A 22,664-nucleotide genomic window follows, 5' to 3' on the forward strand; every position below is an offset into this window, starting at 1 on the left:
AAAGACAGCATGCCACTAGCGCGCTTTCAGCAAATAGGTTCACCGCTGATAATTAAGCACGCAAAAACATCCAGCAAAGCGCTGGTGCGTTGTTAGGAATATCGAATTAACGTGTTTTTTAGGTAGCCAATAACCGCTAAACCTAAAAAACTAAGCAATAGGCGGCGCTCGGGTTAACGGCGTTGCGTAGTTAAGGGATGTTTTGAAAAGCCCACGCGGACGTGGTTTTGCGGTATCCGTGAAGGAGTCCGTAATGTAATCCAGCACAACATTTTGTGGCGGGACGGGCTCTTCCGGCGCACTTTCCTCTGTATCAAACTCGAAGGAATATTCGGAAATAGAAGCATCAAAATGATGCTTGAACGTGATCGGCTTGTAATCCTGTTTAAGTCCAGATAAGCAAGTAAACAACAACGCAATTAATGCGTATATGGTGTACTGCTTCATGTACTGATGATTATTCACCGATGATTATTCCGGAAATTCAATTATATAAGGAAAATTGCGGCGCTATGCTACACAGCCAACCACGCTTTGACAAGAACCAGTATTGCCACTAAACGCAGGCAATAACCGGTTGCACGTATTTGTTATAAACAAACTCAGAATTCCTGAGTGTGGCAGTGTACTTCATATCTTTTTACTGCAAGCAAAAATGCATTTTAACAGCACGTATTTTTAAGAGGCCTTTTTGAAAGTCACAGAAAAAGAGATGTGGTTGTGATCCAACTTATAAACCGACACGTCTGCCCCAATCGCACCGCACAATGCACTCACTATTGATAGCCCTAGGCCAAAGTTGTCCTCTGATGTACGTGATGCATCCTTTTGCCACAGGGGTTCAAACATATGTCTTAAGTCACGTTCATCAATTTCAGTATGCGTTGTATTTGTCACTTCTATTTGGGCCTGCCCTGATTGCGTTTTGCCTATATACACGCTGATCGGCTCACAATGCTTTCCATGCTCAATAGCGTTGTCTAACAAGTTGCTAAATATAGACTCCACCGCAATTCGGTTAGAGTGAATAACCACGTCGCCCCTTTCTTTCGCAACCACATTAATATTATCTACCGCTTTGCTTGCGACAACTTGAGCAACGAGCTCTTTAATATTAATAAGGTCGTTTAATTGAGTCTGCTTAGCACTGTGCTTTTGGATTAACATCAAACCGGAAATGATGTTTTTCATTCGCATCCCAATGCGAAGAATCTGCGGTTTAAAATCTTTTTCGAGTCGCTCCTCTCCAGGAAACTTCATGGCAACTTCTGCCAGATTGATAAGTTCGGAAACTGGCGTTTTAAGTTCGTGAGCAATGTCAGAGGTAAGTCTTTTCTCTCTAAGGTATAGGGCGTAGTTATCGTTTATGAAATGGTTCAAGCTGCTGACGATTGGCTCTAGTTCTGAAACGTTTGTAGAGAATGCTTCGTGCTTATCTGTGGCAGTAAACCTTAGAGTTCTTATATTGTTGTTTAATGCATCAAGTGGTGCCAACGCGTAAGACACCGTGTTGCGCACGACGAATCTTACCATTAACGGAATTACAATAAGCGCCACTAAAAATGCGATATCGATAAACCAAAGAGTAAAATTCAACAGTTCAGTGGAGGTTGCGTATGCGATAACCATGGGGTCGCGCTGCTCTTCGCCTCTGACGCTATAGAATGCTTCGCGGTCTTCAGAGTCAATTTGAGGCACGTATTTGGTGTGAATAATACGCCCGGAACGACCATCTGGCAGCGTAATGTCGTTAATCACCGCCTCGTTTAAACTTAAGTTTTCAAACGGCAACTCGTCGACAGTGTACAGTGCAAGGGATTCCGACTTTTCGAAAACCTGCCCTTTGTACCACAATTGAAAGTATTCTGGAGAAGAAGCACCCTCGAACTCAGGGAAATACTCGCCGGCAAACTCAAACTCAACGCCGTCTAAATCTTCATTGACTAAGCTTTGAAGCATGCCAACTTTGGCTTTTAGACCTTGGTTAAATTCTCTTTGGACCCAGGTGTCAACTCCGATATCTGCGGCGAGTAAAACGACAATCACCAGCAAAGAAATAGTGATAGAAAGGCGTCGCGTTAAGGTTTTACGTATTGACTTCATCGCCTTCCACCACGACGTAGCCAAATCCTCGCTTACTTTTAATGGGGAGTGTAGCGCCACACGCCCTTACTTTTTTTCGCGCTGAAGAGAGGTGCGCTTCAATTGCATTTTTTGAGATATGGTCATAACTACCGGAAATAAATTCACTTAATTTTTCTGATGTGACGACCTTGCCTTTGTTTAGGAACATGCACTCTACTATGCGATATTCATTCGGCGTTAAACTAATCGCCTGCTCTCCAAATAAAAAAGACTTGGCCTGAATATCCAATATCAATCCATTAATAGTAATTTGATCGTTAATACAGTTTGTTACGCCCCGTCTCATCAAACTGAGAAGTCGCGCTGACAACTCTTCAAATGAAAAAGGCTTAGATAGATAATCATCAGCGCCTGCTAACAAGCCTTCGACTTTCTCTTCAGGTTCGGCACGTGCAGACAAAATGAGCACCTTGGTCTCTACCCGTCTTTTTCTTAGCGTTTTCAAGATAGCCATCCCGTCGAGTTCTGGCAGCATGCGGTCTAATACAATAATGTCGTAGCTACCAAGAAGCGCCATACTCAAACCATCGGGCCCTGTGGCAGCTAAATCAACTGAATGGCCAAGTTTTTCTAGACCTAAGCTCAGGCTATTTCTCAAAGACAATGAATCTTCTATAAGGAGTATTCTCATGTTTCATTGGTCGATTTTTATTCCTCGCTAAGGTTATGATCTCAATCTTAAGATAAACTGAAGGCGAGAATAATATTGAATTAATTAACGATAGAAAGTGACGGCCTAGGAAGTTTTTTGAGCAACCACACCCCATTTATCTATGTATAACAAATGGTTGCAATGGCAAACCACCTAGAATTGCTGGTTCTAGATAAAAATTCCCATTAACGCTAATCCCAAAGTTTTGCTTAAGCTTTATTTAAGTTTTGAAAGTTATCTTGTGCTGCAAGTAGTACACAAGAGAACTGACTTTGAAATTTCCACGTTCGTTAAATTTAAACCCTTCATTAGCCAATTTTGTTTTTATAGCATCAGTCTTAATAACGGTGGTTTTCAACTTCCCTTTTATTTCAAATGTCTATCACGCTGTGTCGCCAACTACAGTAGGCCAGTGGATATTTTTTCTGTCCGTTCCATTGTTGCTTACCTTTTTCAATATCATCGCCCTTAGCCTATTAGGCGCCATTCTTTTGCCAAGATTGACCGTGGCAGTGACACTGTTAGTCAGTTCACTTCTTTTATACGGTACGGTCGCTTACGGCGTGATATTTGATAAGAGTATGATTCAAAATGTGATGGAGACCAATTCTGGTGAAGCATTTGCCTATCTAAACTCAACGCTTTTACTCTTTTTCTTCTTGTTAGGATTGGTGCCCGTTGTAGCCGTCTTTAATCAGGAAATTAATGGAAAATTAGTTGCTAGAGTTAAGCACTTACTTAAGCTCAACGTATTAGCAGTGGTTGGAATAATCGTTATCGCTGCTGGCCTATATAAAGACTATGCTGCGGTGGGTAGAAATAATAAAGATTTGGCCAAGTATATTATCCCTTATGCATTCTATGATTCTGGCTACAAATATCTCAGAGACACCTACTTTTATCCGCCACTTCCTTACAAGGTACTGGACAAGACACCTTCTATCATAAATAGAAAAAACGCTTTGCCTTCTACGACTGTACTGGTTGTTGGAGAAACAGCAAGGGCAGACAAGTTTGCCAGTAATGGCTATAGCAGAAACACCACGCCCTTTATGAACGACATAGGCGCGGTAAGTTTCAACGACGTGACCTCATGCGGGACCGCTACTGCGGTCTCAGTACCCTGCATGTTTTCTCGACTTTCAAGGCAAAGCTATGATGTTCGCATTGCGGAAAGTCAGGATAATGTGCTTGATATCATACATCGGGCTGGCGCTGATGTGACATGGATAGACAATAATAGTAGCTGCAAGGGGGTGTGCAAAAGAGTTGAAACTATTGCATTTGACCCATCCCGAGACCCTAGTTTATGTGACGGTGATTTTTGCTACGATGTTTTACTCAACGAGCTTTTGAAGGACGTTTTGTCATCACCTGCGACAACTAACAGGGTTATTGTGCTTCATATGATAGGCTCTCATGGCCCTACCTACTATCGAAGATACCCCGCTGAATTTGCCAAATTCTCTCCCGACTGTCCTAGAAGTGATATTCAAAACTGTGATTCGCAGGCGCTTATCAACACGTATGACAATACCATTGCGTACACTGACTATGTACTTGGAGAGATTGTTAATACATTAAAAAATGTGCCAAACGCTTCCATGCTATACCTGTCTGATCACGGTGAATCTTTGGGTGAAAAAGGACTCTATCTGCATGGATTCCCTTATCAAATTGCACCGCAAGAACAGACTCACATTCCTATGCTTTTTTGGGCGTCGAAGTTTGAAGATTCAGGCTACCGAAATTGTATTAAAAACCTGGCCAACCACCCTTACTCTCAAGACAACTTGTTTGACACGTTACTTGGTTTATCAAGTGTAAAGAGTATTACTTACCAACCTACTATGGATATCTTTAAACAATGCGAAGCCTAAATGAATCAAATCCTGTGGTTAGTACCACCACGCACTTCGACCCAAGTAACAAGCCAAAAGGCCTGCGTCGAGTATTTAAGGCTCTAAAGAATTCACTTCGAGCATTTAGCTGGCTTACTAAGAACGAAGCTGCATTTAAACAAGAACTCAGTCTAGCCGCTGTGGCATTCGTGGTTCTTGCTTTTTGGTCAATTCCTTTTCTTGAACGTGCAATTTTAATGTCTTCCATTTTTTTCATTTTATTTGCGGAAATCATCAATACGGCCATTGAGGTCACCGTCGACAGAATAGGTACAGAGTTTCATGCCCTATCAGGGTTAGCAAAAGACTTAGCATCAGCAGGCGTTTTTCTATCCATCGTTATTGCCTGTGTGTTGTGGGCGGGCGTATTTTATAGCCACATATAAAAGTATTAGTGAAGACCTTAATTCCCCAGAGGCATCCCTTTAACAAGGTTATAAAGATGAGCTTATTAAGTTGAAGGTGTCACAATACTTCAAAAGAACTCACAACGAAAAAGAGCGCCATTAGGCGCTCTTTACAATCAATTTAAAAGGAGAGAATTAAGCTTTAGACGCTTGGTAGATATCTTCAATTGCAGTATCAAGCGTTGCTTCAAACTCTTCTTGAGTTTGCTGTGCAGATACGCCTTCTGTCAGTGCGCGAGAGAAACTCGCAATCATACCTTGGTTTTCTGCCAGTTTCGCATTTGCTTCTTCACGGCTATAGCCGCCAGAAAGCGCTACAACCTTAAGCACGCGAGGGTGATCAACAAGCTCTTTGTAGAAATTAGCTTCTGTCGGAAGCGTTAGCTTGAGCATAACTTCCTGGCCTTCGTTTAGAAGGTTTAGCTGCGTTAGGATCTCTAATTTAAGAAGAGCTTCAGCTTCCGCTTTTTGTGGGCTGTGGATGTCTACTTCTGGCTCGATAATCGGAACAAGACCTGCGGCTAAGATTTGCTTACCCACTTCAAATTGCTGAGCAACAACATCTTTAATACCTTGGTGATTCGCAAGCTTAACAACACTTCGCATCTTAGTGCCAAACACGTTTTGCGCTACCGCTTTAGCTAGCAGTGCATCAAGACCAGGCATTGGCTTCATTACTTGAACGCCATTGCTTTCTTCAGCTAGACCTTTATCTACCTTTAAGAAAGGAATAACACGCTTTTTCTGCCACAGGTAGTGTGCAGAAGACATGCCTTCAATTTCTCTATCAAGGGTGTTTTCAAACAAGATTGCGCCAAGAACGCGCTCGCCGCTAAAAGGGGTGCTGGTGATAATGCGCGTACGCATTTCGTGAACAAGATTAAACATCTCTTCGTCTGAGCTGTACTCTGACTCTTCGATGCCATATAAGCGTAACGCTTTAGGGGTACTACCGCCGCTTTGATCTAACGCTGCAATAAAACCGGTTTGCGTCTTCAGTTTATCCAGCATTGCCTGCTGAGCTTGTGATGCCATTGCAACACTCCTTTTGTATATTACTGCCTTAATAGACAGGTGTAGGGTTTATTGTTATACCAATTCTATTAAAGATCTGTTTGTCTCAGACGCAGCATGCCAGCACCTTAAGTAAACACATCTGTAATAAAGTTGGTATTTATGCCTGCGTACTTCACTGTTTCGCAGGTGTAATCGTTTCCGATTAAAAGGTCACGCTCAAAAATGCTGTTACTGAGCGTGACACTTATGGGGTAACGTTTGTACTAGGCCTCAGCTATCTAGAGCTTTAAAACGCTGCGTTTACATGCAGCGCCCAGGCTTATTTATTTTTTTCTTCTAGTACTGCTACCGCTGGTAGTGTTTTGCCTTCCAAGAATTCTAGGAACGCGCCACCACCGGTTGAAATATAAGAGACCTTATCGGCAATCCCGTATTTATCAACTGCTGCTAGTGTATCACCACCACCTGCGATTGAGAATGCGTCGCTTGCCGCAATCGCTTCAGACAGCGCTTTTGTTCCAGCACTGAACTGTTCAAATTCAAATACGCCTACAGGGCCATTCCATACAATGGTTCCCGCGTTCTTGATAATGTCCTCTAACGCCTTTGAAGAATCTGGACCAATATCAAAAATCATATCGTCGTCGGCAACGTCACTGACTACTTTTAGCGTCGCTTCGGTATTCTCATCAAACGCTTTGCCCACGACCACATCTGTAGGTACTGGAATATTACCGCCATTCGCCTGCGCTTCATTCATAAGCTGCGTGGCTTGCTCGGTAAGGTCCATCTCTACTAGTGACTTACCCACATTATGGCCTTGAGCAGCAATGAAAGTGTTGGCAATACCGCCACCAACAATCAGCTGATCAACTTTTTCAGCCAATGTTTTTAACACGGTCAACTTGGTAGATACTTTAGAGCCACCCACAATAGCAACCATTGGACGTTTAGGGTTGTCTAGCGCTTTGCCAAGTGCGTCTAATTCTGCAGCAAGTAATGGGCCAGCACAGGCTTTTGGTGCAAACTTAGCAACGCCATGAGTAGACGCTTGTGCGCGGTGAGCAGTACCGAACGCATCCATAACAAAGATATCGCAAAGTGCTGCGTACTGTTTTGCCAGTGTCTCGTCGTCTTTCTTTTCGCCATTATTGAAGCGAACGTTTTCAAGAATGACGAGCTCACCTTCGCTAAGCTCAACACCGTCTAGGTAATCTTTTACTAGCTTTACCGGCACATCTAGGGCGTCGTTAAGGTAATCAACAACAGGTTGAAGGGAGAACTCATCAGCAGGCTCGCCTTCAGTAGGGCGACCAAGGTGAGACATCACCATAACTGCCGCACCTGCGTCTAGGGCTGCTTTAATCGTAGGGATTGATGCTTTGATACGCGCATCAGAAGTTACTTTGCCGTCTTTTACCGGCACGTTTAAATCTTGTCTAATTAATACGCGCTGACCTTTTAGGGCCATATCGCTCATGCTTGGAATTGCCATCGTCTTTCCTATGTTAATTTAAATTCAGTAGAGCGTGTTTTGAAGGTAAGACACGCTCAAATTAACTGTGAAAGCTGCGCGGGCTGGTGCTACCAACCCTTGGCAGCATCAATGCTTTATTTTGCGTCGAACATCACTTTTGCGGTATCGAGCATACGGTTTGCAAAACCCCATTCGTTGTCACACCATACTAGTGTTTTAACCAGTTGTTTGTGACTGACTCTTGTTTGTGTGCCATCTACAATACACGAGTGAGGGTCGTGATTGAAATCTACCGACACCAAAGGCTCTTCGGTGTAGTCCAAAATGCCCTGTAAACGCCCCGCTTTTGCATTGCGAAGGGCTTGGTTCACTTGCTCAATCGTTACCTTAGATTGAAGCGTTACACTCAAATCCATGGCAGTAACATTGATAGTTGGCACTCGAACCGCAATGGCTTCGAATTTTCCCGCAAACTTAGGCAGAATGCGCTCTATACCGGCAGCAAGTCGGGTATCAACGGGAATAATCGACTGACTTGCAGCACGGGTTCTGCGCAAATCTTCGTGATAGGCGTCGATAACTTGCTGGTCGTGCATAGACGCGTGAATGGTTGTGATCGTACCACTTTCAACACCGAACGCAGCGTCTAGCGCTTGGATAACAGGAACAATGCAGTTTGTGGTGCAAGAGCCGTTGGAGACTAATTTTTGTTCACTGGTCAACGTGTCTTCGTTGGTTCCGAAAATGACCGTATTGTCTAAATCTGGTGACCCGGGTGACGAGAAAAGCACTTTGCCAGCGCCTGCATCTAAATGTGCTTGCCCCGATGCTCTGTCATCAAACTTGCCCGTACACTCAAGCACAATATCAACGCCTAAGTCTTTCCAGGGTAGGTCTTTAATATCGTTTACCGCAAGCAGCGTAATATCGTCACCTGCGACATTAAGCGTGTTATTTTCTAAGGCCACATCAAAACGGAACCGCCCGTGGGCGGTGTCGTATTTAAGTAAATGTGCTATGCCTTCGGGTTTAGCAATGTCGTTAATGGCCACCACGTTAAATTCGTTGTTGCGCCCACTTTCATACAGCGCGCGCAACACGTTACGACCAATACGACCAAACCCATTTATGGCAATATTTACCATAGGCTTATCTATTACCTCTTACAGAGACAGTGCAGCCTCTACTACAGCGTCAGTGGTAATGTTGAAGTGCTTGAACAGGTCGCCCGCAGGTGCAGATTCACCAAAGGTGTCCATGCCTACGATAGCACCATTAAAGCCAACGTACTTGTACCAGCTATCTTTAGACAAGGCTTCAACCGCTACGCGTTTAACTACGCTAGAAGGTAGTACACTTTCACGGTAGTCAGCAGACTGACGGTCAAATACATCAGTTGATGGCATAGACACCACGCGAACGGCTTTGCCTTGCTCGGTCAGTTTCGCTGCGGCTTCAACGGCTAGCTGAACCTCAGAACCGGTACCAATAAGAATAAGCTCTGGCGTACCTTCACAGTCTTTAAGTACGTAACCGCCTTTAGCGATATCTGCAACTTGTTGAGCCGTTCTTTCTTGCTGTGCTAAGCCTTGGCGTGTGAAGATTAGTGTTGTTGGGCCGTCAGTGCGCTCAATAGCAGACTTCCACGACACAGCAGACTCAACCTGATCACAAGGACGCCAGTTATCAAGATTAGGCGTTGCACGTAGCGCAACCACCTGCTCTACTGGCTGGTGTGTTGGGCCGTCTTCACCTAGACCAATTGAATCGTGGGTGTAAACGAAAATTGCAGGCTGCTTCATTAGCGCTGCCATACGTACCGCATTGCGTGCATATTCCATGAACATTAGGAAGGTTGCACCGTATGCCTTAAAGCCACCGTGAAGGGCAATACCATTCATCATGGCAGACATACCAAACTCACGTACACCGTAATAAATGTAGTTACCTGACGCATCGTTCGCTTCAACGCCTTTGCTGCCTTCCCAAATAGTAAGGTTAGAACCAGCAAGGTCAGCAGAGCCGCCTAATAGCTCAGGAAGTAGTGGACCAAATGCGTTTAGTGCATTTTGCGACGCTTTACGTGAAGCAATATTTTGTGGGTTAGCTTGAAGCTCAGCAATAATTGCATCTGCTTTTTCGCTGAAATCTGCTGGCAACTCGCCATTTACGCGGCGTTTGAACTCTGCCGCAAGCTCTGGGTAAGCGGCTTCGTATGCCGCGAAAGCGTCATCCCACGCGCTCTCCGCGTTTGAACCTTTCTCTTTAGCATCCCAACCCGCGTAAATATCGTCTGGAATTTCGAACGCGCCATGGCTCCAGCCAAGCTTTTCGCGAGTGGCTACAATTTCATCTTCACCTAGTGGTGCACCGTGACAAGACTCGGTACCTTCTTTATTAGGCGAGCCGAAGCCAATAGTGGTTTTACAACAAATAAGCGTAGGCTGCGCGGTGTTCGCTTGCGCCTTTTCAATAGCGGCTTTTACTTGCTCTGCATCGTGACCGTCAACGCCATCGATCACTTCCCAACCGTAGCTCTTAAAGCGTGCTGGTGTATCGTCAGTGAACCAGCCTTCTACTTCGCCATCAATTGAAATGCCGTTGTCATCCCAAAACGCGATAAGCTTACCAAGGCCTAGTGTGCCGGCTAGTGAACATGTCTCGTGTGAGATACCTTCCATCAAGCAGCCATCGCCTAAGAATGCGTAGGTGTGGTGGTCAACAATATTGTGACCATCTTTGTTGAATTGTGCCGCTAGCACTTTCTCGGCAAGCGCCATACCCACAGCATTACTGATACCTTGGCCTAGTGGGCCAGTGGTCGTTTCAACACCTGGCGCATAACCGTACTCAGGATGGCCTGGCGTTTTTGAATGCAATTGGCGGAAGTTCTTTAATTCTTCTATTGGCAGTTCGTAGCCCGAAAGGTGAAGAAGAGAGTACAACAGCATCGAGCCGTGACCATTTGAAAGCACAAAGCGATCGCGGTTAGCCCAAGATGGGTTTGCAGGGTTGTGTGATAAGAAATCACCCCATAGTACCTGTGCGATATCAGCCATCCCCATTGGGGCACCTGGGTGACCAGATTTAGCTTGTTGAACGGCATCCATGCTTAATGCACGGATTGCATTGGCGAGTTCACGACGAGAGGGCATGTTGTCTCCTGATTTATTTTGTATCTTTTGTTTCGTATCTTAGCGGGCTAGGCAAGCTAGACGAGCGTAGAGGTAAGGCGTTCGCTCTACTTCTTTATACGAATGAATGTGGCGTTATTCTTACCTATGCCACCTTACAGTTCAATGGGTTTTGATTGCCAATAGTGAAAGTCTTAGTAAAAAATGGTCTATACCTTATCCATCACGTATTCCCAATACATCAAAAACGGTTATATCTAACGTCTGGTTTTACTAGTACATCATTCGCTTTACCAATTTCGTCCTGGATAACCCCATTAGTGATCGGGTTGTGTCAACTATTCGTAACGAAGAGACTTTTAGACGTCTAGAAGTAAAGACTGGTATTTATAACTTGTTTTAGTACAATATACGACTATTTTGATAATTTAACGCTTACGGAGCATTTATGGCCACGCATTTATTCACATCCGAGTCAGTGTCTGAAGGACATCCGGACAAAATTGCTGATCAGATCTCAGATGCGGTTCTTGACGCTATTTTAGAACAAGATCCTCGCGCTCGGGTGGCCTGCGAAACGTATGTAAAAACCGGTATGGTTTTGGTGGGTGGTGAAGTAACTACCTCTGCATGGGTAGATATTGAAGAGCTTACCCGAAAAACAGTTAAAGAAATTGGCTACACGCACTCAGATATGGGCTTCGACGCTGATTCATGTGCGGTATTAAATGCTATTGGCAAACAGTCACCTGACATCAATCAAGGTGTTGACCGTGCAAGCCTTGAAGAACAAGGTGCGGGTGACCAAGGTCTAATGTTTGGCTACGCTAGCGACGAAACTGACGTACTAATGCCTGCGCCGATCACGTACTCTCACCGCCTTGTTCAAAAACAAGCCGAAGTGCGTAAATCTGGTAAGCTAGACTGGTTACGCCCAGATGCTAAAAGCCAAATTACTTTCAAATATGAAAACGACAAGCCTGTTGGCATCGACGCGGTTGTGCTTTCAACCCAGCACTGTGATTCAGTGAGCACTGAAACAGTTCGCGAAGCGGTAATGGAAGAAATTATTAAGCCAGTGCTGCCTAGTGAATGGATTGATGGAAATACACGCTTTCACATTAACCCAACGGGACGATTCGTTATCGGTGGTCCAATGGGCGACTGCGGCTTAACAGGTCGTAAAATCATTGTTGATACTTACGGTGGTATGGCCCGTCACGGCGGTGGTGCATTCTCTGGTAAAGATCCATCAAAAGTAGACCGCAGTGCAGCATACGCGGGTCGTTACGTTGCTAAGAACATTGTTGCAGCAGGTCTTGCCAAGCGTTGCGAAATCCAAGTGTCTTATGCAATCGGTGTGGCAGAGCCAACGTCTATCAGTATCGATACCTTTGGTACAGGTGTGGTAGATGAGAAAACGTTAGTAGCACTGGTCCGTGAACATTTCGACCTACGCCCGTATGGACTTATTCAAATGCTAGACCTTGAGCGCCCTATTTACCGCCCAACGGCTGCTTACGGTCACTTTGGTCGTGACGAATTTCCATGGGAAGCAACAGATAAAGCAGAAGCGTTAAAAGCATCGATTTAATTCGACAACCAAATAACGCTTTTAAATACGCCGCTCAGTTTTTATAACGCTTTGCAAAAAAGTGTTAGTATAAACTAGCGGCGTTTTTTATTTGGCTAGCAAAATCAACGAAACAAATAAAAAACAGCAAAGAATATTTTCATCATTTATTTTTTGCAGCTATGCTTAAATAACGAACACACTATCGCTTGTAGTTTCTGGTTGTTTACAAGCCATGATAACAACAACTTGGGCTCTTCCATGAATGTGGTTACTGGAATTCTTCTGGCACTTACTTTGGCTGCGTCTATGGCGGCTTCCCCCGTGCTCGCGGAAATGAATGCTCCCCACTACAGTCCTATCCAATTCAAAAGCAAAAAAATAGCGCGGTGGCAGATAAATAGTATGTACCGCATTCAATCTACAACCGAAACTTATCTATACGACAACAGTTATACCTACCCAGCGGGGTCTCAAGGTATGTTTAGCGCCAGCCGGCGGTTTAACACTTGGGTTCCGCAAAAGGTCTATGCAACGTACAAAACCAACAATACCGCCTTTCAGCATTACGCAGAGTGGCTTTATTTACCTCATGATGTAGGTACTTTTACTCGGTTGGGCTGGCTGCTTGGCAAAAGCGAGGGTTTAAACATGGCGGTAGAACTTGAACATAGGCAAGTTGGGGAAGAAGAAAACATGGCCCTTTCTTTGGGGGTGAACTACCTGTTCTGATGAACATGTTAGCTTCCCGCTAACAAAACTCGTCATACACTTGCTGCCCGAGTTAATTAAAGCCAATCCTGCATTCACAACCTTTCCTAAGAAATGCTCCTGCACTTTCTGAGTAAGTATCTATCTATGCGATTTGGTATTACCCTTGCGTGAGTTCAATGGTTTTCGCATAAGTTTGTTGAATAATCATCGCATCTGAACTTGCTCTATGGCGCTTAACATTATGCTCGGCTACGAGACTGTTTTTTACATCATGCCATCTTTCCATTTGAGGCTCAGTTAAAATATATTCAAGAGCGCGACAGGTGAAAGACATGTCAACGTTCGCTGCAGCGTAAAGTTTAATCAGCCAAGGGTTATCCACTACCCATCCGTCGCTGTATACTATAGTGTTTCCTAGAAAGTTATTAAGCTCAACACACACTTTATAAGGGTCCTCACCTCGTGCTTGCAGCATTTGCTGAGAAATGCCATGTAGCGACTCAGCCTGCGAGTCCCAATGCACCCAAGAGGCAAATGGTCTAAGCAATTTGCACCACTTTGCACCATCATAGCGCACAATGCCAATCTCTATAGGATAACTCGCTGCCCCAAAACCACTTGCTTCCACATCTATTATTGTCGGCAGTGTTGTATTTCGCACTTATACTCCAAACTACTGTTTTCATTAATGTGTGTCAGTAAAAGAAGATACCTTTCACATAGGTACAGAAAGATTTTCTAAACAACCGTTTAGGGCGCAATTTTAGCCCCCTCACATAACAACCACTCAACTGTATATTTCTAACGCAATAGCAGAATCGTGCCACATTACTATCTACTCGACTAAACTGAATACGGTGTCAAAAAAGAGAAACTGTTTATAAAAAGCGCAAATTTATACTAAAGGATAATACGTAAATGGCAAAACGCTGAGCGCATTGCTATACACTTTTAGGGTAATCAATCAGGTGACTACCCCATGCGTGCAAATCTTTTTCTATCAGCGCTCTTCTGCTTTTTTTCTCTCTTAAATTCATGCCTAGCTGACAACAACCAAGCACCTTTAATTATAGGTATAGATGCCGACCTTTCAGCGGTAGCGGTCGAGGGAGGTATTGCTATTACTCGAGGCGTCGAGCTAGCCGTAGAAGAAATTAACGAAAAGGGCGGGATTCTCGGGCGTAAGCTTAAAGTGATGACCAAAGACCATCGAGGTAACCCGGCTCGCGGCATATTCAATATTGAACAGTTCGCCCAAATGCCCAACTTGCTAGCCGTAGTTGGTGGAGTTCATACCCCTGTAGTGCTAGCCGAAATAGATATTTTACATGCCAAGAATGTGCTAATGCTGGTACCGTGGGCCGCTGGCACACCAATTATTGATAACCAGCACTTCCCTAATAATGTTTTTCGAGTTTCAGTTCGTGACGCTGAAGCTGCATCGGTACTTATTGACTATGTAAAAACCAGGGGGCTGTCTAACATTGCTTTGGTGCTTGAACGCACAGGCTGGGGTCGCTCTAATCTAGAATCGTTAACCCAAGCTGCGCAAGTACATGGCATAAATATCAGTGCAACTCACTGGATAAATTGGCAGCAAAAAGATTTTTCCGAAGATGCCGCTGCAATTAAAGATTCAAAAGCTGACGGTGTTATATTGGTCACTAACGTACCTGAAGGTACGGTTGTCGTCGACGCATTGGCTGAGCAAGGGTTGAGTTCGCTTCCGGTCGCTTCCCATTGGGGTATTGCTTCAGGTCAGTTTGCATCTCAATTAGCTAACCCAATTAGCGAGTACGATATTTCCGTCCTTCAAACGTTTCACTTCGACCATCAAAAAAATAACAAGGCTAAACAGCTTTTAGAAGCCTACTACAATAAATATGGGTTAATCGATGCTGTAGCCATTGATGGAGTCACAGGCTTAGCGCATGCGTATGATTTAATTCACTTAATTGCCATTGCTGCCGATAAAGCAGGTAGTACAAGTGTTGACGCGTTGCGTAGCGCCCTCGAATCACTTGAAAACATCCAGGGTGCAGTTAAATACTACAAAGCCCCATTTACAAAAGAACGGCATGATGCGCTTTGGTCAAAGGATTATTTTATGACAAAATTTAATGATAAAGGCCACTTGGTCACAGTAGGCGATAAATAATGCAGCAAGAACATATGAGACTACGTTCTCTATTGCTATCCAGCATGATCCCTAGGCTGGCATTGTTAATCACAGTACTTTCCATCACGCTGTTTGCGCTATCTTTTCATTTTATCGTTAAGCAAACTGACCACCTCCAACAGCAATCAGTGAAAGGGTTGGAGCAAGACATCAATTTCATTGTTAGTGATACAACACGTCAGCTAGCAGATTTAGCAGCTAACGACATCATCATCAATTCGCTGGTAGATATAGAACAGCGGGACAACTACCTTTCTATGTTTTTTCGCTCTTTGAATCTTACCCAAGCAAAGAGTGTTGAATTTGCGCTGTTTGATTTTGCTGGAAAGAAGGTTATTGATAAAAATTGGAGTGCGGCGCTTCCTGAGTCGTTAAGTAATGCGTGGCGCCAGCAAACCTTAGGTTCATCGAATACGTTTTCTTCTGTATCACAGTATGGCGTAGTCATTAGCGTTCCTGTCTTACTAAACGGCGTCTCTGAAGGTGCCCTTGTGATGTACGTTGACAGCCTTCAATCATTACTTGCGCCTTATCCACGCCTCACAAATCAGTTAGTGACTGATGCTAACGGAAATGTTCTTTTTAGCAGTGAGCCCTCACTCATTGCTCCAAGTTCAAAGTTTTCAAACTTTAACCAAAGTGGCTATTCTATCAAGCAAACGAGTTGGAAGAACTTGCAGTTATACAGCGTAAAACCAACGATTACTGCATACAGAGAGATGGCTTGGACAGGCATCGTTTTAGTTTCAATGATCGTGGGGTTTATCTTCATCATATTGCATATGGTGCGTATGACCGGCACCTTGGCAGAGCGCACGCTTTCAAAGCTTTACAAGGATATTAAAAATCAACTTACCAGTAAAAAAGCAGCGTCTCTTCAAAATGACCAGCCAATAGAGGCCAAGGAGCTGGCAGACATCAGAGCCGCTTTTGATAAGCTTATTTGGGACTTAACAGAAGTATCGCTGTCCAACGAACAATTTTCGAATGTACTGGAGTCGATGGGCGATATGCTGGTGGTAGTCGACCCGAATCAGGAAATCCTGCTTGCAAATAAGCGCTTCGAAGGTTTTTGCGAAGACCAATACGGCGAAAAAAATTCAATCCTAAAACTGATAGTACGAAAGCTAGCAGAGAAGCAGAGCGAAGAGCTTACGCATTTTTCAGTAACCACTGGCAAAGAGCGTTACATTCGATGGACGAAAGCATCTTTAGCCGATGCTAAGGGTAATATTCGTGGCAACATATATGTAGGAAGTGATGTTACCGAACAGCGCGCGTTAGAAAGCCATCTCAACGTGCTCACCCATGCGATGGATGAAGCAACGGTTTCGATTATTATTTCTGACGTTAAACGAGTCGGTCAGCCAATTATTTATGTAAATAGCGCGTTTGAAGAATTAACCGGCTACAAGCGTGGTGAAATGATTGGTCATAATTGTCGCAACATGCAAGGCGATGAAACCAATAAGCAAACAGTCGAACAAATACGAAAAGCCATAGCAACCCGCGAGCCTATAGAAACCACCCTCATTAACTATAAAAAAGACGGCAGTCTATTCTACAATAGGCTAAATCTAACACCGGTTAAAACCAATGGCGAAGTAACTCACTATATCGGTTTTCAGCAAGATGTTACGCAGCAACGTCAAACTGAACAATACCTACAAGATGCTAGAGAGAAAGCCGAGGAATCTGCGCGCCTGAAATCGAGCTTTTTGGCGAGTATGAGCCATGAGATACGCACTCCAATTCACGGGATTTCTGGCGTTTTACAGCTATTAGCAAACTCTGATTTGGCTGAAGAGCAAAAACATTATCTTTCATTAGCCAAATTTAGCATTCAAGGCCTATTGCATATCGTTAACGATATTTTGGATTTTTCAAAAATTGAGGCCGGCCAGCTACAAATTGAAGAAAACCCATTCGACATTCTAGAGTCACTTGAGAACCTTCAAAGTCAGTACGCCATTATGTGCCAAGAGAAAGGCCTTGAACTGCACTTCCACTTTGATTTACAAGGTTTCCACGTAGTTCAGGGTGATGACGTACGCTTCAGACAGATTTTGTCGAACTTACTGGGTAACGCCGTGAAGTTCACCGATTCAGGCTACATTGAAGTAACCACAAGTATTAAGCAAAACGCAGATGATAGCCTTAATCTATTATGTAGCGTTAAAGATACCGGAATAGGTATTGCTGAGGATAAACAAGGCACCATTTTCGAAGTTTTCACGCAAGAAGATCTGTCAACTACTCGCAAGTTTGGTGGCACTGGCCTTGGCTTATCAATAAGCAAACAGCTTTGCGAACTTATGGGTGGTAATATAAAGCTTGAAAGTGCAAAAGGACACGGCAGTACCTTCTCATTCACCATATCCCTCGAACCTGCTGACGAGGCTTTGCTGAAGCCAGTTCACTACGCATCAGCGCTGACACGAGAAAAGGGTAAAAAACGTAAGGTTCTGATTGTCGAAGATAATGATATTAACCAGGTTATCGTAAAGCAGCACTTGAACAACCATACAACACTGAGTGCTAAATCTGGCTTAGAGGCATTAGAAGCATTAAATAAAATGAAGGTAACTTTTGATGTCATTCTTATGGACTGCCAAATGCCAGAAATGGATGGCTTTGAAGCCACCAGGCGTATCAGAAATGGTGAAGCCGGAGAACGCTACTTAAATGTACCTATCATCGCACTAACCGCCAATGCCATGAAGGGTGATAAAGAGCGCTGTGTAAACGCGGGAATGGACGACTACTTAAGCAAGCCTTTTGAAGCTGTTGACCTTATTGATAAAATCGAGCATTGGGCAAGTTTTGAAAGAAATAGTGAAGAAAACGCAGTTCATTAACCTATTGTAGCGGGACATCGTGAATGTATGCTTTAGCAAGATTAACACCTCTCATAAAAAGAGTTTTTTCGATAAGTTTATTGGTAAATGTTTCGCTTTTTAGTGATACCGCCACTGCCGATGAAATATTGCGGTACAACCTTGGAACATCAGGTAATTCTATTCCATACGAAAATGCTGTCGACGAAGACAGGGCCGGTATTTTAGTTGAAATACTTCCACTAATTATGGATAGAGCTGATATCAAGACAGAGAAAGTCATGCTGTCTACCAAACGCGCCATGCTTGCATTTAAAACAGGCGACCTTGATTTCGACTTCTTCAGTCCAAGCTGGCTGTCTAAAGATGAGCCTGCGGGTGACTTTACTTTTTCAGACACCCTTATAGATATCACAGAATATTTTATTACTCTGCCTGAAAATCATAGTCGATACCCTACTGTTACCTCTATCTATGGTGAAACCGTAGGAATGATTTCCGGCTATGTGTATTTTGATTCTGATAAGTTCGTCAGAATGGATTTTCAAGCCGAGAACAACCTTATCTCAGCCCTAGGCGCGAAACGGATAGATGTCATCATAATGGAGGAGGCATCGGCCCGTTACTGGTCTTCAATTCACGACATAAACATTGCCTTAGGGCCCATCCATACCGCAGGCAAAATGGCTTTGCGTCTTCACAATAGACATAAAGATAAGCTTCCCGCCATTAACCGCGCCATTGCTGAATTAAAACAAACGGGTCAAATTGATAGAATACTTAACAAGTATTCTGACTTTTCATTATAAGCCACACGCGGTTTCAACATTACGCCGTTGCTTTTTTGCCATAGCGTTTTACAGCGAATGGAAGTCTTATCGATTGGATTAAAAGGCAAAGACACACCAGCGTCATGCCACCCCATCCCAACGGCTTGAATACTTCACCAATTAGAAAAATAGCGAAAAGTGTCGCAACCAGTGGCTCGATTAACGTAATAAGCGTAGCTTTACTCGCTTCGGTAGTGCGAAGACCATAGCCAAATAGTAAATAACCAAGAAACATTGGAACCACAGCCATATAGAGTGAAACGCTAATGTGGGTAGTATTAGCAAACAAGTTTTGACCGGTAAACCAGAGGGAAGGCAACAGCGCAACTGCAGCGCAACCGAAAAGTCCCGCCATGGCAGATTTTGAATTTGCGCCAGCGTCAATGTGTTGCTTCGCGGACCATGAGTACCCCGCGTAAGTTAAACCTGCAATTAAACCCAATAGAACGCCGAACACCTGATCATCTTTAGATGCTGACAACGCCATTGCGTCGTGTGCCTTCCCCATGGATAACATGCCAATCCCAAACGCACCAAACACAAAACTAATAAACCATTTTAAAGACACGGGCTTTTTACTTAAAAAGTACTCTAAAAGCGCAGCGAATAGTGGTGCACTGGCGATAGAAACCACGGTGCCTATGGCAACGCCTGACAAACGCATTGAGCTGTAGAAGGCCAGCGGATAAATTGCAACACATGCACTGCCAAACAGAAAGGTCAGTGGTGTAGAAAAAAGAATAGGTGCATCCTTTACCAGTGATTTTCGGGCACTAACACAAAGCAATACACCGCCTATACCCATTGCAAAGGCACCGATTGCCAAAGGACTGATTTCTGGAGCGAACTGAGCGGCAGTGCCTGTTGTCCCCCACAGAAAGCTTGCTATAACAATTGCTAAGACCCCTTTTACTACATCGCTTGTATTCACTGCTTTCTCCACTTTATTACTCACCTTCTTAGCTTTAACTGTTGAACAATGCTTTCACGTTGTACTTTCCACTTAACCCATCAGCTTTTACTGTGACGCTGATATAAACCGATTGCTGCCGCTTGCTTTTATCACTCAGTCATTTTTGCTCTTAGGGTCAACACCACTTTCATAAAGATGATACGTAGATTATTGCTTTTGTAATTAGCCAGATAGACGCTTCTTTTGACCTTTTAGACGCACATTCGACGCACGCTGAAATTAACATACAGCTAACACCAAGAGATGAAATCAAACCTACTAGACTAAAGTTGAAATATTTATTTCATTACAGCTAGAAATGAATGCAATTTTTTGCCACATTACGCCCTTGCCTGATAACAAAATAGAAACAACCAACCTGGATAGACTTATGGTTAAAATAGTAAAATCGTCGTTTAGACGAAGCACACTTAGCGTTGCGGTAATGGGGTTGCTTAGCTCCGGTGCAATGGCGCAGGACACACAGCAAAAGAATGACGATGACTTTGAGCAGATCATAGTAACCGCAACAAAGCGCGCAGAATCCATTGAAGACATTCCTTTTTCAATCAACGCACAAACGCAGCGAGACTTTGAACGCAGCGGTGCAGGAAACTTAGAAGACGTCGCAAGAAACGTGGCGAGCGTCTCTATTCAAAACTTAGGGCCAGGCCAAAGCCAAGTATCTATGCGTGGCGTCTCAGCGGGTCAAATTGTACGAGACCAGCCTGGCGTTAAAGAGCAGGTCGGCGTATACCTTGATGAAAGCGTGATCTCGCTGTCTCTATTTACTCCAGATCTCGACCTTTTCGATCTTAACCGCATCGAAACCCTACGCGGTCCGCAAGGCACGCTTTTTGGATCTGGCTCTATCGGCGGAACCCTTCGCTACATCACCAACCAGCCCGAGCTCGACACCTTTGAAGGTAAGTTTGAAGCTAACCTTAATAGCGTGACAGACGGCGGTGTGGGCGGTCACGTTAAGGGCATGGTAAACGTACCTATTTCCGACACCATTGCCATGCGCGCGGTGGTATACCGCACTGATTACGCAGGCTTTATAGATGCGTTAGGTGAAAACGGCGCGTTTAGCGAAGACGTTAACGACGGCGATAGAACTGGCGGACGCGTAGCGTTTGTTATTGCTCCCAACGATAAGCTCACCATTACGCCACGACTTATCTTCCAAGAATTGGAAATGAACGGGTTTAACAGGCAGGAAGTGTATAACGTGTTTGCTAACCCTTACACAACGACCCGCCCAGCTATTCAACTGGGTGAACGAGAACAGTACCTGCTGCTTGAAGAAGGCTTCTCTGACGATACCTTGATTGCTGACGTAACTGCTGAATATCAAGCTGACGTTGCTGATTTTACCTTTGTTTATAGCTATACCGACCGCGATATTCTTGTAAGTCGTGATGCCAGTGCGCTTTCAGGCTCCGTAAGTATCGACTTAGGTTTTCCTGATGAAGCCGTACTATTACCGTCGAACTTATTAGACAGAACTGAAGTAGAGCAAGATACCTTTGAGCTTCGCGCCGCATCCAATGGCGATGGCGCGCTAGACTGGCTAGTTGGCGCTTTCTACTCTTCTACAGAGCGTGTTTACGACCAATCACTCCCTACCCCTGGGTACGACGCATTTACCGATGCTACCTTAGGTGAAGGCACGTCAGCAGCGGTTGCCAACGGTTTTGAAGCTGATTCTCCCTACAACGCCTATTTACCGTACGACTTGAAGCAGCTTGCTGTGTTTGGTGAAGTGAACTATCAAGTGAACGATGACTTTAAAATGACCGTGGGCTCTCGTTTTTACGATTATGAAGAAGAGCGTCAGTTTATCTCTGGGGGCTTATTTGCCAACGGCGACAACCAGACCGATTCTACAGAATCAGATGGCTTTACTTCTCGCGTTATCGGCCAGTATAGCGTAAACGAAAACGTGAACTTAAATGCTCAGGTGTCTCAAGGATTTAGACTTGGCGGTGTAAATGACCCGCTAAATAGAAGCCTGTGTACCGACCAAGATGAAGCCATCTTTGGTTCGTTCCAAGACTATGACGATGAAAAGCTCACCAACTATGAGATCGGTATGAAATCATCAGGTCGTGGATGGTCAGCTAACATCTCGGCTTTCTATAACGATATTGAAGATCTTCAGGTTACATTGGATGCTGGTTCTTGCTCTTCACGTGTATCATTTAACGTGCCTGACGCCCACACCCAAGGTATTGAATTTGAGCTTACGCGTCAGTTTACTGACCAGCTCTTTTTCTCATTAACGGGTAGCATCATTGAAGCCGAGTTCGATTCAACCGTTGTTGATGGTGATGGTGCGGTACTAGGTGGCGTAGAAGACGGTAACCGCTTAGCTTCAGTACCTGAAGAGAGCTTTGCCATCGCATTTACCTACGATTTAGCGCAGCCTTTATTCTCGTCAAACAGCACCTATTTCCAAGGCTCTTACCAGTACGTGGGTGATCGTATAACCCAGCCTAGTGACCAAGTTGCAGGCGCAGGTATATTCACTTCAGGCCTTGCCTTTGGCGGTGCCACTGGCGCAGAAACAACGGAATTAGACTTGTTGTTAGACGACTACGGTACGCTTAATATGAGCTTTGGTCTCACCTACGATGACTATGAAATATTGCTGTATGCAAACAACCTGTTCGACGAAAACGCGCAGCTATCCTTTGATAGAGAACGTGGTGGACGAGCTCGGCTTGGGTTTACGGTGAACCAGCCACGTACAGTAGGCGCAACTTTCCGTTACTTCTTCCAGTAACGAGCGATAAATGTCTCTGCCTGAGGGTTTACTTTCAGGTAGAGGCTTCACCTCGATA

Annotated in this window: 17 protein-coding genes; 8 read left to right on the plus strand and 9 right to left on the minus strand. The window is 44.3% G+C overall.

Features of this window, described 5'->3' with window-relative positions:
* Positions 1-150: 150 nt before the first annotated feature.
* From RJ41_RS08920 to RJ41_RS08930, 3 genes are all read right to left on the minus strand, one after another.
* A complete protein-coding gene (locus tag RJ41_RS08920; protein ID WP_230633693.1) occupies positions 151-465 on the minus strand; it encodes a hypothetical protein in 315 nt (104 codons plus the stop codon).
* Between the two features lie 213 nt (positions 466-678).
* The gene (locus RJ41_RS08925; RefSeq protein ID WP_039219540.1) at positions 679-2,103 is read right to left on the minus strand and encodes a sensor histidine kinase; all 1,425 of its coding nucleotides are present in this window, start codon (positions 2,101-2,103) and stop codon (positions 679-681) included.
* Entirely contained in the window at positions 2,087-2,776 is a 690-nt protein-coding gene (locus tag RJ41_RS08930; RefSeq protein WP_014997429.1) for a response regulator transcription factor, read from the minus strand. The genes RJ41_RS08925 and RJ41_RS08930 overlap by 17 nt, the downstream gene beginning before the upstream one ends.
* 293 nt (positions 2,777-3,069) lie before the next feature.
* Here RJ41_RS08930 and RJ41_RS08935 point away from each other — a divergent pair, with 293 nt between their 5' ends.
* Both RJ41_RS08935 and RJ41_RS08940 read left to right on the plus strand, forming a co-directional pair.
* Positions 3,070-4,677 carry a phosphoethanolamine transferase gene (locus RJ41_RS08935; protein ID WP_039219543.1) on the plus strand — a complete coding sequence of 536 codons (1,608 nt, stop codon included), beginning with the start codon at positions 3,070-3,072 and terminating at the stop codon, positions 4,675-4,677.
* Positions 4,665-5,084 (plus strand): diacylglycerol kinase, encoded by a 420-nt coding sequence (locus RJ41_RS08940; RefSeq protein ID WP_039219545.1) that lies wholly within the window; start codon positions 4,665-4,667, stop codon positions 5,082-5,084. The genes RJ41_RS08935 and RJ41_RS08940 overlap by 13 nt, the downstream gene beginning before the upstream one ends.
* Positions 5,085-5,240: 156 nt before the next feature.
* Here the strand turns inward: RJ41_RS08940 and RJ41_RS08945 are convergent, their stop codons facing one another.
* The 4 genes from RJ41_RS08945 to tkt all read right to left on the minus strand — a co-directional run bounded on the left by RJ41_RS08945 (position 5,241) and on the right by tkt (position 10,754).
* A complete protein-coding gene (locus tag RJ41_RS08945) occupies positions 5,241-6,140 on the minus strand; it encodes a fructose bisphosphate aldolase (RefSeq protein WP_039219547.1) in 900 nt (299 codons plus the stop codon).
* Positions 6,141-6,441: 301 nt separating this feature from the next.
* A complete protein-coding gene (locus RJ41_RS08950; protein ID WP_014948385.1) occupies positions 6,442-7,617 on the minus strand; it encodes a phosphoglycerate kinase in 1,176 nt (391 codons plus the stop codon).
* Positions 7,618-7,733: 116 nt separating this feature from the next.
* Positions 7,734-8,744, minus strand: a complete 1,011-nt coding sequence (gene epd, locus RJ41_RS08955; RefSeq protein ID WP_039219548.1) for an erythrose-4-phosphate dehydrogenase — start codon at positions 8,742-8,744, stop codon at positions 7,734-7,736.
* A gap of 18 nt (positions 8,745-8,762) precedes the next feature.
* Positions 8,763-10,754, minus strand: a complete 1,992-nt coding sequence (gene tkt, locus RJ41_RS08960; protein ID WP_039219551.1) for a transketolase — start codon at positions 10,752-10,754, stop codon at positions 8,763-8,765.
* A gap of 427 nt (positions 10,755-11,181) precedes the next feature.
* On the opposite strand from tkt, the gene metK reads away from it, so the two are divergent.
* Both metK and RJ41_RS08970 read left to right on the plus strand, forming a co-directional pair.
* Positions 11,182-12,327 carry a methionine adenosyltransferase gene (metK, locus tag RJ41_RS08965; RefSeq protein ID WP_014948382.1) on the plus strand — a complete coding sequence of 382 codons (1,146 nt, stop codon included), beginning with the start codon at positions 11,182-11,184 and terminating at the stop codon, positions 12,325-12,327.
* A 240-nt stretch (positions 12,328-12,567) separates the two neighbouring features.
* On the plus strand, positions 12,568-13,038 hold the full coding sequence (locus tag RJ41_RS08970) for a hypothetical protein (RefSeq protein ID WP_039219554.1): 471 nt from the start codon (positions 12,568-12,570) through the stop codon (positions 13,036-13,038).
* A gap of 139 nt (positions 13,039-13,177) precedes the next feature.
* Here the strand turns inward: RJ41_RS08970 and RJ41_RS08975 are convergent, their stop codons facing one another.
* Complete coding sequence (locus RJ41_RS08975) at positions 13,178-13,681, minus strand: 3'-5' exonuclease (protein ID WP_039219557.1); 504 nt, start codon at positions 13,679-13,681, stop codon at positions 13,178-13,180.
* A gap of 318 nt (positions 13,682-13,999) precedes the next feature.
* Here RJ41_RS08975 and RJ41_RS08980 point away from each other — a divergent pair, with 318 nt between their 5' ends.
* The 3 genes from RJ41_RS08980 to RJ41_RS08990 all read left to right on the plus strand — a co-directional run bounded on the left by RJ41_RS08980 (position 14,000) and on the right by RJ41_RS08990 (position 18,845).
* Positions 14,000-15,178 carry an ABC transporter substrate-binding protein gene (locus RJ41_RS08980; RefSeq protein ID WP_039219559.1) on the plus strand — a complete coding sequence of 393 codons (1,179 nt, stop codon included), beginning with the start codon at positions 14,000-14,002 and terminating at the stop codon, positions 15,176-15,178.
* A complete protein-coding gene (locus tag RJ41_RS08985) occupies positions 15,178-18,057 on the plus strand; it encodes an ATP-binding protein (protein WP_039219561.1) in 2,880 nt (959 codons plus the stop codon). Before RJ41_RS08980 ends, RJ41_RS08985 begins: the two co-directional genes overlap by 1 nt.
* Positions 18,058-18,137: 80 nt before the next feature.
* Positions 18,138-18,845: a substrate-binding periplasmic protein gene (locus tag RJ41_RS08990; protein WP_240485766.1), complete on the plus strand. Its 708-nt coding sequence runs from the start codon at positions 18,138-18,140 to the stop codon at positions 18,843-18,845.
* 19 nt (positions 18,846-18,864) lie between these two features.
* On the opposite strand, the gene RJ41_RS08995 is transcribed toward RJ41_RS08990, so the two are convergent.
* Complete coding sequence (locus tag RJ41_RS08995) at positions 18,865-19,809, minus strand: DMT family transporter (protein ID WP_039219565.1); 945 nt, start codon at positions 19,807-19,809, stop codon at positions 18,865-18,867.
* 400 nt (positions 19,810-20,209) lie between these two features.
* On the opposite strand from RJ41_RS08995, the gene RJ41_RS09000 reads away from it, so the two are divergent.
* Positions 20,210-22,606, plus strand: coding sequence for a TonB-dependent receptor (locus tag RJ41_RS09000; RefSeq protein WP_039219746.1), 2,397 nt, complete (start codon positions 20,210-20,212; stop codon positions 22,604-22,606).
* Positions 22,607-22,664: the final 58 nt, after the last annotated feature.

The organism is Alteromonas marina (genome assembly GCF_000808575.1).
Lineage (GTDB): Bacteria > Pseudomonadota > Gammaproteobacteria > Enterobacterales > Alteromonadaceae > Alteromonas > Alteromonas marina_A.